The organism is Arthrobacter sp. 001422645 (assembly GCF_059816125.1).
This window is the reverse complement of the sequence record NZ_JCBANT010000012.1, coordinates 65,668-77,945: the sequence shown is the minus strand read 5'-3', so window position 1 is coordinate 77,945 and position 12,278 is coordinate 65,668. Positions and strand designations below refer to the sequence as shown.

At 67.5% G+C, this 12,278-nt stretch carries 8 protein-coding genes; 3 read left to right on the top strand and 5 right to left on the bottom strand.

Annotated elements, in window-relative coordinates:
• Positions 1 to 93 precede the first annotated feature (93 nt).
• Together AC6EUH_RS13110 and AC6EUH_RS13105 are read right to left on the bottom strand one after the other, a co-directional pair.
• The gene (locus tag AC6EUH_RS13110) at positions 94 to 1,821 is read right to left on the bottom strand and encodes an ABC transporter ATP-binding protein (protein WP_056433944.1); all 1,728 of its coding nucleotides are present in this window, start codon (positions 1,819 to 1,821) and stop codon (positions 94 to 96) included.
• Between the two features lie 142 nt (positions 1,822 to 1,963).
• Positions 1,964 to 2,743 (bottom strand): trans-aconitate 2-methyltransferase, encoded by a 780-nt coding sequence (locus AC6EUH_RS13105; protein ID WP_499738901.1) that lies wholly within the window; start codon positions 2,741 to 2,743, stop codon positions 1,964 to 1,966.
• 168 nt (positions 2,744 to 2,911) lie between these two features.
• On the opposite strand from AC6EUH_RS13105, the gene AC6EUH_RS13100 reads away from it, so the two are divergent.
• From AC6EUH_RS13100 to AC6EUH_RS13090, 3 genes are all read left to right on the top strand, one after another.
• The gene (locus AC6EUH_RS13100; protein ID WP_499738900.1) at positions 2,912 to 5,458 is read left to right on the top strand and encodes a DEAD/DEAH box helicase; all 2,547 of its coding nucleotides are present in this window, start codon (positions 2,912 to 2,914) and stop codon (positions 5,456 to 5,458) included.
• A 97-nt stretch (positions 5,459 to 5,555) separates the two neighbouring features.
• Positions 5,556 to 6,053, top strand: a complete 498-nt coding sequence (locus tag AC6EUH_RS13095; protein ID WP_056433935.1) for a GNAT family N-acetyltransferase — start codon at positions 5,556 to 5,558, stop codon at positions 6,051 to 6,053.
• Between the two features lie 166 nt (positions 6,054 to 6,219).
• Positions 6,220 to 7,494, top strand: a complete 1,275-nt coding sequence (locus AC6EUH_RS13090) for an alpha/beta fold hydrolase (protein WP_499738918.1) — start codon at positions 6,220 to 6,222, stop codon at positions 7,492 to 7,494.
• Positions 7,495 to 7,570: 76 nt separating this feature from the next.
• Here AC6EUH_RS13090 and AC6EUH_RS13085 read toward each other — a convergent pair whose 3' ends face one another.
• The 3 genes from AC6EUH_RS13085 to uvrB all read right to left on the bottom strand — a co-directional run bounded on the left by AC6EUH_RS13085 (position 7,571) and on the right by uvrB (position 12,269).
• Entirely contained in the window at positions 7,571 to 8,956 is a 1,386-nt protein-coding gene (locus AC6EUH_RS13085) for an MFS transporter (protein WP_499738899.1), read from the bottom strand.
• A gap of 27 nt (positions 8,957 to 8,983) precedes the next feature.
• Positions 8,984 to 10,012: a TerC family protein gene (locus AC6EUH_RS13080; RefSeq protein ID WP_499738898.1), complete on the bottom strand. Its 1,029-nt coding sequence runs from the start codon at positions 10,010 to 10,012 to the stop codon at positions 8,984 to 8,986.
• A gap of 175 nt (positions 10,013 to 10,187) precedes the next feature.
• On the bottom strand, positions 10,188 to 12,269 hold the full coding sequence (gene uvrB, locus AC6EUH_RS13075) for an excinuclease ABC subunit UvrB (RefSeq protein WP_499738897.1): 2,082 nt from the start codon (positions 12,267 to 12,269) through the stop codon (positions 10,188 to 10,190).
• Positions 12,270 to 12,278 lie beyond the last annotated feature (9 nt).

The window sequence follows — 12,278 nt, the reverse complement described above, 5'->3', positions numbered from 1 at the left end:
CGGTGCGCCCGCCGGACGGTGTGTCCACCAGGGGCTGGTCCCTGGCATCGCGTGCGGGAGCGTCCGTGCCGGCGTCGAGCGCCTGTTCCGGGGTCACAGGGTCTCCTCCAGCACCAGCTGGGAGGCAGCGATCTCCCGGTAGCTCGGTGACGTGTCCATCAGCTGCTGGTGTGTCCCCTGCGCCACCAGCCGGCCGTCCTCAAGAACCAGGATCAGCCCGGCGTCCACGATCGTGGCGACCCGTTCGGCGACGATCAGGACAGTGGCCGTGCGGAGCAGCGGCCCGATCGCCTCGCGGAGCCGGTGGTCGGTGCCGTAGTCCAGTGCCGAGAAGCTGTCGTCGAACAAGTACACCGGAGCCTCACGGAGCAGCGCGCGGGCGATGCACAGCCGCTGCCGCTGGCCGCCGGAGAAATTCGTGCCGCCCTGGCTCACCGGCGCTTCCAGCCCCTGCGGCAGCTTCCGGACAAACTCCTCTGCCTGCGCGCTGCCCAGCACGCGCCAGAGATCGTCGTCGGTCGCCGCCGGGGCGGCCATCCGCAGGTTCTCGGCTACCGTCCCGGAGAACAGATACGAGTGCTGGGGTACGACGGCGATCATGCTCCGCAAGGCGTCCAGGGTCAGGCTCCGAACATCGCATCCTCCGATGCTGATGTGCCCGCCGGTGGCGGCCAGGAACCGGGGCACCAGATTCAGCAGCGTTGTTTTGCCGCTCCCCGTGGCGCCGATAACAGCCGTCACGGTCCCCGGAGCGGCCGTGAAGCTGACACCGTCGAGGACCGGTGCCTCGGCCCCGGGGTACGCGAAGGAGACGTTCCGGAATTCCACGGCGTTGCCCTCGGGTGCGTCGCTGCCCGGGCCGTCCGTGATCGCGGGCGCCGTGTCGAGGACCGCCTGGATCCGCTCGGCGCAGGCCGCCGCGCGCGGGGCCGTCATGAAGACGTACATCGCCATCATGATCGCGATGAGGATCTGCAGGATGTAGGCGATGAATGCCGTTAGTGCGCCGAGCCGCATCTCGCCGGACTGGATCCGGTGCCCGCCGAACCAGACGACACCGACGGAGGACAGATTCACCACAAGCATGATCAGCGGCATCATGCCGGCGACCAGCAGCGCGGACCGCAGGTTGTTCTGCGTCAGGTCCTTGTTGACCACGTCGAAGCGCCGGATTTCGTGTCCCTGGCGCACAAAGCCGCGGATGACGTTGGCGCCGATGATCTGCTCCCGCAGCATCCGGCTGACCCGGTCAATGAGGTCCTGGCCCTGCCGGTAGAGCGGTACGAGGCGGCGAACGATCAGGACCATAATCACCGCAAGGACCGGAATCACCGCGATCACGATGCCGGACAGGACGACGTCCTGGTGGATGGCCAGCAGAATGCCGCCGACGAAGATGGCGGGCGCGGCGACCAGCATCGTGAAGATGAGGACAACGAGGTTCTGGATCTGCGCGACGTCGTTGGTGGCCCTCGTGACGAGGCTGGCCGCGCCGAACGCACCGACTTCCTGGGATGACATGGACTGCACTTTGGCGAACAGTTCCTCGCGCAGTTGACGGCCCAGTTCCATGGCCGCGACGGCGCCCAGGTAGCCGGCGGCGATGGCGGCAGCCACCTGTACCAGTGCGATTGCGGCCATCCAGGAACCCAGACGCAGGATCGCCGGGATCTGGCCGCCGACGACGCCGTCATCGATGATGGCCGCGTTCAGGGTGGGGAGGAGGAGGGTTGCAGTGGTCTGTACGAGCTGCAGGAGAACGATGGCCAGCACCGTCCCTTTGTGGGCGGCTAGCAGCCGGCCCAACAGGCCAATAAGCACCGAACCTCCATTGCTAGGTCAGGGCACGGATCCAGCTTTGCCTAGGCAGCCGCCCCCACGCTGCCCGGTCATTGTAAGCACGATCACACCGTGCTCGGTTGTCACGCCGCGGCCGTCCTCGTGACCGGGCCGGGTCCGGGGGTCATTCCCGTTTGCGGGCCACGGCGAAAATCCGCCGGAACGGGAACACGGTGCCGTACGGCCCGGCCGGGTAGGCCCCGGCCAGCCGCTCCGAGTATTCGGCCTCGAACTCGCGGGCATCCTCGGCGGACAACGCGGCGAGAACAGGCCGGAGCCCGGTGCCGCGGACCCACTCCAGGACGGGGTTCGGGCCGGCGAGCAGCTGGCTGTACGTGGTCTCCCACGCGTCCGCATCGCAGCCGGCGTCGAGCATGATGTTCAAGTAGTCCTCCGGTCCGCCCACAACGTCATCGTGGCGGAGCACACCGGCCAGCCGGCCCCTCCATTCCGCTGAGTCCGCCAGCCCGCGCATCAGGGCGTGCGAGGGGGCGTTGAAGTTGCCGGGCACCCGCAGCGCGAACCAGGCTCCGGGCGTGAGCGCGGCGAGCCAGCGCGCCAGCATGTCCCGGTGGCCGGGAACCCACTGCAGGGCGGCGTTGGTGACGACGACGTCGGTGTCTTCCGAGGGCATCCAGCCGGCGATGTCCGCCGGCCCGAAGGAGAGGTTGGGCAGCCGTTCGGCGTGGGCCGCTGATTGGGCCAGCATTTCTGCGGACGAGTCCAGGCCGGTGACCTCCGCCGCGGGCCACCGCTCGGCAAGGGTGGCCGTCAGATTCCCGGGACCGCAGCCGAGGTCGACGACGTGCCGGGGAGCGTCCGCATGGACCCGGGCCGTCAGGTCGAAGTACGGCCTGTCCCGGTAGTCCCCGAACTGCACGTACGTGGCGGGATCCCATTTCACGGCTTTCCTCCGGTCAGTGGCGAACGGCGCGACGTCCGAAGCCTAACCCCGGCCGGGACGGCGGCCATGGAGGCGCGCGACCACAGCGCGCGTCGTCCCGGCGCACCCGGCGCTTCCGGCCCCGCCGCCCGAGCGCCGGCCACCAAGCGGGCCACTAAGCTGGGGGCAATGAAACTTGTTGATCAGCTCCCCGCCCCGGCCGCGCGAGTCCCAGGCCGGACCGGCCTTGACCCGGACGAGCTCTACACCCGCTTCGTCGAGTGGACGGAAACCCGCGGGCTGGCCCTGTACACCGCCCAAGACGAGGCCATCATGGAGCTCGCCGCCGGCGCCAACGTTATTCTGGCGACCCCCACCGGCTCCGGGAAATCCCTCGTGGCCATTGCCGCGCATTTCCAGGCCATGGCCCGCGGCCAGCGCAGCTACTACACCGCACCGATCAAGGCCCTCGTCTCGGAGAAGTTCTTCGCCCTGTGCGAGATCTTCGGCGCCGAGAACGTCGGAATGATCACCGGCGACTCCGGCGTCAACCAGGACGCTCCCATCATCTGCTGCACGGCGGAAATCCTGGCCAACATCGCCCTCCGCGAAGGCGCCGCCGCCGAGCTCGGCGCCGTCATCATGGATGAATTCCATTTCTACTCCGACCCGCAGCGCGGCTGGGCGTGGCAGGTACCGCTGCTGGAACTCCCCCAGGCCCAATTCCTGCTGATGTCCGCAACGCTGGGCGACGTCAGCCGCTTCGAAGCCGGCATCACCGAACTGACCGGCCGCGCGACGACGACCGTCAGTTCGGCGGAACGGCCCATCCCGCTGCACTACTACTACGAACAGACGCCGGTCCACGAGACCCTCGAGGAGCTCCTCGCGACGAAGCAGGTTCCTGTCTACGTGGTGCACTTCAGCCAGGTGGAGGCGATCGACCGGGCCCAGAACCTGATGAGCATCAACGTCTGCACCCGCGAGGAGAAGGACAAGATCGCCGAGCTGATCGCCGGTTTCCGTTTCGCCGCCGGCTTCGGCAAGACCCTTAACCGGCTGGTCCGGCACGGCATCGGCGTGCACCATGCCGGCATGCTGCCCAAATACCGCCGCTTGGTGGAACAGCTCGCCCAGGCCGGGCTGCTCAAGGTCATCTGCGGGACCGACACCCTCGGCGTGGGCATCAACGTCCCTATCCGCACCGTGTTGCTGACCGCTCTGAGCAAGTACGACGGCGTCCGCACCCGGCTGCTGAACTCCCGCGAATTCCACCAGATCGCCGGCCGCGCCGGGCGGGCCGGCTACGACACCGCGGGCACCGTTGTGGTGCAGGCCCCGGAGCACGTCACGGAAAACGTCAAGGCGATGGCCAAGGCCACGGCCAAGTTCGGCGACGACCAGAAGAAGCTCCGCCAGGTGGTCAAGAAGAAACCCCCGGAGGGCTTCGTGTCCTGGGGAGAACCGACCTACCAGCGCTTGGTGGAGTCCGCCCCGGACCCGCTGACGTCAAGCTTCACCGTGACGCACGCGATGCTGATGAACCTGATGGAACGGCCGGGTGATCCGTTCAAGGCCGCGCGGCGGCTTCTCACCGAAAACCATGAGCCGCGCTCTTCCCAGTTGCAGCTGATGAAGAAGGCACTCGGAATCTACCGCGAACTGCTGGCCGCGGGTGTCGTGGAGCGCATCCCGCTGCAGGAGCAGAGCACCGACGGCCGCACCGTCCGGCTCACGGTCCATCTGCAGGCCAACTTCGCCCTGAACCAGCCGCTGTCCCCGTTCGCCCTCGCGGCGCTGGACCTGCTGGATCCGGAGTCGCCGTCGTACGCCCTCGATGTGGTGTCCGTGATCGAATCCACGCTCGAGAAGCCACGGCAGATCCTCTCCGCGCAGCAGAAGAAGGCCCGCGGCGAGGCGATCGCCGCGATGAAGGCGGACGGGATCGACTACGACCAGCGCATGGCCATGCTGGAGGAGGTCACCTACCCGCAGCCGCTGGCGGAGCTCCTGGGTGAGTCCTTCGAGGTCTACCGCCGGGCCGCGCCCTGGATCGGCGATTTTGAGCTCGCGCCGAAGTCGGTGGTCCGGGACATGTACGAGCGCGCCATGAACTTTGGCGAATTCGTCCAGTTCTACGGCCTGGCCCGCTCCGAGGGCATCGTGCTGCGCTACCTTGCCGACGGATTCAAGGCGCTGCGGCAGACCGTCCCGCAGGACGCCCTCCGCGAAGACCTCGAAGACCTCATCGCGTGGCTCGGCGAACTGGTCCGCCAGGTCGACTCCAGCCTGCTGGATGAGTGGGAGGAGCTCACGTCCGGCAAGGCTCCAACGCCGCACGACGCTCCCCCGCCCCCGCCGCCGTCGCTGACCTCCAACGTCCGCGCCTTCCGCGTGATGGTCCGCAATGAGATGTTCCGCCGGGTGGAGCTCTTCGCGGACGAGGACGCCGCTGCCCTGGCCGAGCTCGACGCCGGGTCCGGCTGGGACGCAGAACGCTGGGAAGACGCGCTGGATGACTATTTCGACGAGCACGACGACATCGGCACCGGCCCGGACGCCCGCGGCCCGGGCCTGCTGATCATCACCGAGGACACCGGGACATGGAAGGTCCGGCAGATCTTCGAGGACCCGGCCGGCAACCACGACTGGGGCATCTCGGCCGAAGTGGACCTCGCGGCGTCGGACGAGACCGGCACCGCGGTGGTGAAGGTGACGGACGTGAACCGGCTCTAGGCCGTCCGGGATCCGGCAGCCGCCGGACTGCCTGTGCGGCCGGACACCGTGTGCGCCCGCACCACGTGTTGACCCGAACAACTTGTAAACTCGGACAATGAGTGTAATCCGGCCGGCGACGGCGAACGATGTCCCCGCAATCCTGCAGATGATCCATGACCTGGCCATCTACGAGAAGGAGCCGGACGCCGTCCGGAACACCCCGGAGATGCTGACCGAGGTCCTGTTCGGCGAGAACCCGCGGGTGTTCGCCGCGATGGCCGAGAACGAAGCCGGGGAGATCCGCGGCTTCGCCCTCTGGTTCCTGAACTACTCCACCTGGGAGGGCGTCCACGGCATCTACCTCGAGGACCTTTACGTCCGTCCCGAGGCCCGCGGCGAAGGCCACGGAAAAGCGCTGCTGCAGCACCTGGCCGCGACCGCCGTCGAGCGCGGCTATGCCCGCGTCGAATGGAGCGTCCTGGACTGGAATGAACCGTCCATCAATTTCTACAAGAAGCTGGGTGCCAGCCCGATGGACGAATGGTCCACGTTCCGGCTCACCGGTGAGGCACTGGAAGCCTTCGGTGCCCGCCAGGTCCAGGTCCGTGGCTGACCGCCTGTTCGCTGCCCGGCCTGTCCGTGACCAGTCTGCTCACCGACCTGCAGCGGACGGGCCCCGGGCTGACCTGCCGCTGACCGGCTCCGGCGCGGCGGACCTGCTGGAGGCTGCGCGTCCGCCGGTTCCGCACACCATTAAGGCGCGGCACGAATACCGCGGGATGCGCACCGCAGAGCACTACTTCGAAGTCCCGCTCAACCACTTCGGCGAGGACGCGGCGGCCGGTGAGACCATCACCGTCTTTGCCCGCGAATACGTCTCCACGGACCACAGCGAGGAAGAGGCCGCGCAGCTCCCGTGGCTGCTCTACCTGCAGGGCGGCCCCGGCGGACGTGGCAACCGCCTCCCGGCGCTCGGCGGCTGGAGCAAAGCCGCCGCGAAGGACTTCCGCATCCTGATGCTGGACCAGCGCGGCACCGGCCTGTCCTCCGCGATCGACCGCAAGACACTCCCGCTGCGGGGCAACGACGCCGACCAAGCGGGCTACCTGGCGCACTTCCGGGCGGATTCGATCGTCGCCGACGCCGAAGCCATCCGGCTGGCACTGGGATCCGGGCCGTGGACCATCTACGGCCAGAGCTACGGCGGCTTCTGTGCCCTCAGCTACCTCTCGTTCGCCCCGGAAGGTCTCCGCGAAGCCCTGATCACCGGCGGGCTGGGCCCGCTGACGGGGCCCGCGGACCGGGTCTACCAGGCCACCTTCCAGCGGGTGGCGGCGCGCAACGCCGAATACTTCGGCCGCTACCCCGAGGACCGAACGGCGGTCACCCGGATCGCACGGCACCTTCGCGACACGGAGGAATTCCTGCCCGACGGCGAACGGCTCACCGTGGAGCGCTTCCAGATGGTGGGTTCCTTCCTGGGCGGCAACACCCGGGTGGATGCCCTGCACCATCTGCTGGAGGATGCCTTCGTCGGCACACCCGCCGGCGACCGCCTGTCGGACGCCTTCCTGGACCAGGTCCGGAGTCTGGTGTCACGGTCGGCCAACCCGCTGTACGCGCTGATGCACGAGTCGATCTACGGCCAGGGTGAGTCCACCGACTGGGCCGCGTGGCGGGTCCTGCAGGACTTCCCGGAGTTTTCCCCGGAGGCCCCCGAGCCGCTGCTCACCGGTGAGATGGTCTACCCCTGGTATTTCGAACAGGATCCCGCGCTCCGGCCGTTGCGCAACGTTGCCGGGCTGCTCGCCGAAAAGGACGACTGGCCGCCGCTGTACGATCCCGCCCGGCTCGCACACAACACCGTGCCGGTGGCCGCGGCCGTGTACAGCGAAGACATCTATGTGGATCGCGGGCTCTCGCTGGAGACGGCCGCAGCCGTCCGCGGCCTGCAGGTCTGGGAGTCGGCGGACTTCCACCATGACGGCATCGCGGACGACGGCGAGGGCATCTTTGCCCGGCTCCTCGGCCTGACCCGCTCCGTCAGGGCCTGAGTCCCGGCCCGGTCCAAGCCCGGACTCCCTGTCCGGGCCCGGCCAAGCCTGCGGTCCGGGCGCTGGGCTGCAGTTTTTAGGCCGCCGTTTGCAGCCGGCGGTCCAGGGTGGCCGCGCGCAGGGCGATCGCGAAGACGGCCAGGGCGACGGCGGCTGCGGCGATGTTGAGGCCCTGGTAGCCGACGCCGCTCATCACCAGTCCGGAGAACCCTGCCCCGACTGCACCGGCAACCCCCATGAGGGTGTCCGAGACGCCCTGCACGAGGACGCGGTCGTCCGCGCCGACGCTCTCGGCGAGCAGGGTGGAACCGGCGATCGTGGCGGCGGACCAGCCCAGCCCCAGCAGCACCAGTCCGACCGTCACCAGGGCAGGCTCGGCCTGGCCGAAGCCGGCCACCAGGACCGAGAGCAGGATCAGTCCGTGTCCCAGCAGGATGACCGGGAGCCGGCCTGTTTTGTCCGTCAGCCAGCCCATGACCGGCGCGAGCGCGTACATCCCGGCGATGTGCAGCGAGATGGTGAACCCGATGAGGACCAGGACGTCGGTGCTGGCGGCGTGGACGTGGCCGGACGGCATGTCGGCCAGGGGGCCCTCGGTCAGCAATTGCAGGTGCAGGGGCGTCATCGACATCACGGCGGCCATGCAGCCGTGGGCGGCAATCACTGCGAGGAGGGCCAGCACTGCCCGCGGCGAGGCCTTGATGGCCTGCAGGCCGTGACGGAGGCCGTGCCGCCGTCGGGCAGTGCTGGTGCCACCGGCAGCGCTTCCGGCTGCGCCGGGGCTGCTCCCGGACGTCGCCTGCCCGCCGGCACGGAGCCGGGAGGCCAGCAGCAGCGGATCGGGCCGCAGGCCGATGAACAGCAGCAGCGCGGCCAGGGCAAGCCCTGCCGTGGAGAAGACGAAGGGTCCGGCCAGTGCCGGCAGGCCGAGGGCCTCCCCGACGAGGGCGCCGGGCCGGATGAGGTTGGGACCGGCGACGGCGCCGATGGTTACGGCCCACACCACGATCGCCAGGGAGCGGCCGCGGTGTTCCGGATCGGCGAGGTCGACGGCGGCGAAGCGGGCCTGTAGGTTGGCGGCTGTGCCCAGGCCCAGCAGGGCCGCGGCCAGCAGCAGCACCGGGAAGTTGCCTGTCACCGTGGACGCGATCACCAGCAGGGCCCCGGCCATGGCGGCGAGCAGGCCCGTGACGAGGGAGGCGCGCCGGCCGCGCCGGCCGGCCAGTCCGGCGAGGGGCAGGGCGGCCGCAGCGGCGCCGAGGGTCATAGTGGTGGTGACCGACCCGGCCCAGGCGTTCGAGCCGGAGAGCTGGACGGCCAGCAGGGACCCGACGGACAGGCTGGCGCCGCTGCCTATTCCGCTGAGGAGTTGCGCGGTGCTCAGCACCCAAACGGTACGGCGCTGGACCCGTTGGGGATCCAGCGCCGTACCGTTCACTGCCGTTGCGTCAAAGATTTTCACGGTCCGAGCTTAGCCGAACCGTGCGGGCTACTCGGCGTCGCTCATGCTCTTGCGTGAGTCCTCTTCGAGCTGGGCGTCAACCTTGGACTGCGTCGCCTTGGAGCTGATGAGGCTGGCGATCACGGCGATGATGATGGTGCCGATGATCACGCCGAGCGAGACGAAGGTCGGGATCTCGGGGGCCCATTCGATGTGCTGGCCGCCGTTGATGAAGGGCAGCTCGTTGACGTGCATGGCGTGCAGGACCAGCTTCACGCCGATGAAGGCGAGGATCACCGAGAGGGCGTGCTTCAGGTAGATCAGGCGTGTCATCAGGCCACCGAGCAGGAAGTACAGCTGCCGCAGGCCCATCAGGGCGAAGATGTTGGCGGTGAAGACGATAAACGCGCTCTGGGTCAGGCCGAAGATGGCCGGGATGGAGTCCACCGCGAACAGCAGGTCCGTCAGGCCAATGGTCACGAAGACGATCAGCATCGGAGTGAAGACCTTTTTGCCGTCCACCACGGTGCGGAGTTTTCCGCCGTCGAACTTTTCCGACATCGGCAGGACCTTGCGGATCCGGGCGATGAGCGGGTTTTCCTTGTCTTCCTCGTCCTCACCCTCGTCCTGGGCTTGCTTCCATGCGGTCCACAGCAGGAAGGCTCCAAAGATGTAGAAGACCCAGCTGAACTGCTCGATCACGATCGCACCGAGCAGGATAAAGATGCCGCGGAGGATCAGGGCGATGATGATGCCCACCATGAGCACTTCCTGCTGGTACTTACGCGGTACCGAGAAGCGGGCCATGATGATGATGAAGACGAACAGGTTGTCGATGCTGAGGCTGTACTCAGTGACCCAGCCGGCGAGGAACTGCCCGCCGTATTCGGGGCCGGTGAACGCGAACATGGCGCCGGCAAAGACCAGTGCGAGGGCGATGTAGAACGACACCCACAGGCCGGCCTCCTTCATGGAGGGCTCGTGCGGACGTTTGAGGACCAGCAGCAGGTCAATGGCCAGGATGATGCCGAGGACGACGAAGGAGCCGATCTCAAACCAGACGGGAAGTTCGGGCACGAAGATACCTTTCGCAGGGTGTGACTGTGCGGTGTAAGTCTCTCCGACTGGCCTGGGTCCGGTACAACGTACCTGGTACTGCCTGGCTGCCCGCTACGCCCGGCAGGGCATCTGTGCCGTGCGTGTTGACGATCGTAGCGCTTGGGATACTCCCCTACGTCCGCCCAACATTACCCTAGGCGTGCCCCGCGGACTGCATTTGACGCAGCTCCTTCTTGAGCTCCCCCACCTCGTCCCGGAGCCGAGCGGCGAGTTCAAACTGCAGCTCCCCGGCGGCGGCATGCATCTGCTCCGTGAGCTGCTCGATCAGGCCCACGAGGTCCTCGGCCGGCGCGGCCGCGAGGCCGTCCGCCCGAACCTTCGCCGAGCCCTTGCCCTTGCCCCGGGCCTTGCCCGCACTCGCAAGGAGTTCCCGGGTGTCGGCGTCCTCCTTCGCGATCTGGTCCGTGATGTCGGCAATCTTCTTCCGCAGCGGTTGCGGGTCGATACCTTTTTCCGTGTTGTAGGCAACCTGGATGGCCCGGCGCCGGTTGGTCTCGTCGATCGCGTGGGCCATCGAGTCCGTGATGCGGTCCGCGTACATGTGCACCTGTCCGGAGACGTTGCGGGCGGCACGGCCGATGGTCTGGATCAGTGAGGTGGACGACCGCAGGAAGCCTTCCTTGTCCGCATCCAGGATGCTGACCAGCGACACCTCGGGCAGGTCCAGGCCCTCACGGAGCAGGTTGATGCCGACCAGCACATCGAAGACCCCCATCCGGAGTTCACGGAGCAGCTCCACCCGGCGGAGTGTGTCCACGTCCGAGTGCAGGTATTCAACTTTCACGCCGTGGCCCAGCAGATAGTCGGTGAGGTCCTCGGCCATCCGCTTCGTCAAGGTGGTGACCAGGACACGCTCGTTCTTCGCGGTGCGGTCCCGGATCTCACCGAGCAGGTCATCGATCTGGCCCTTCGTGGGCTTCACGATCACCTCGGGGTCGATCAGCCCGGTGGGCCGGATGATCTGCTGGACAGAGCCATCCGCCTTCCCCAGCTCGTACTTGCCCGGCGTTGCGGAGAGGTACACGGTCTGGCCCACACGCTCCTGGAACTCGTCCCACTTCAGCGGGCGGTTGTCCATCGCCGAGGGCAGCCTGAAACCGTGGTCCACGAGGTTCCGCTTGCGGGACATGTCGCCCTCGTACATGGCGCCGATCTGCGGCACGGTGACGTGGGATTCATCGATGACCAGCAGGAAGTCGTCCGGGAAATAGTCGATGAGGCAGTGCGGCGCGGTCCCGCGGGCGCGGCCGTCGATGTGCGACGAGTAGTTCTCGATGCCGTTGCAGAATCCCATCTGCTGCATCATCTCGAGGTCGTAAGTGGTGCGCATCCGGAGGCGCTGGGCCTCGACGAGCTTGTTCTGGCTCTCCAGCACCGCGAGGCGTTCGGCCAGTTCGTCTTCGATCCTCTTGATCGCGCGGCCCATGCGCTCCGGACCGGCCACATAGTGGGAGGCCGGGAAGACGTACATTTCGGTTTCGTCCCGGAGTACTTCACCGGTCAGGGGGTGCAGGGTGTAGATGTTCTCGATCTCGTCGCCGAAGAACTCGATCCGGATGGCGAGCTCCTCGTACATCGGAATGATTTCCACGGTGTCGCCGCGGACCCTGAAGGTGCCGCGGTGGAAGTCCATGTCGTTGCGGGCGTACTGCATGGAGACGAATTTCCGGAGCAGGTCGTCGCGGTTCATCTCGGCCCCCTTGCGGAGCGTCACCATGCCGGCGATGTATTCTTCCGGGGTGCCGAGGCCGTAGATGCAGGAGACCGTGGCCACCACAATCACGTCGCGGCGGGTCAGCAGCGCGTTGGTGGCGGAGTGCCGGAGCCGTTCCACTTCCTCGTTGACGGAGGAGTCCTTCTCGATGAAGGTGTCCGTCTGCGCCACGTAGGCCTCGGGCTGGTAGTAGTCGTAGTAAGACACGAAGTACTCCACCGCGTTGTTCGGCAGCAGCTCCCGGAACTCGTTGGCCAGCTGGGCGGCGAGGGTCTTGTTCTGCACCATCACCAGGGTGGGGCGCTGGACCTGCTCGATCAGCCACGCCGTCGTGGCGCTTTTACCGGTACCGGTGGCGCCGAGCAGCACCACGTCCTTCTCGCCGTTCTGGATGCGTTCAGTCAGCTCCGCGATGGCGGCCGGCTGGTCACCTGCCGGCTTGAACTCGCTGATGACCTCGAAGGGCGCCACGACACGATTGATCTGCTGGGCAAGACTCATGTATCTAAT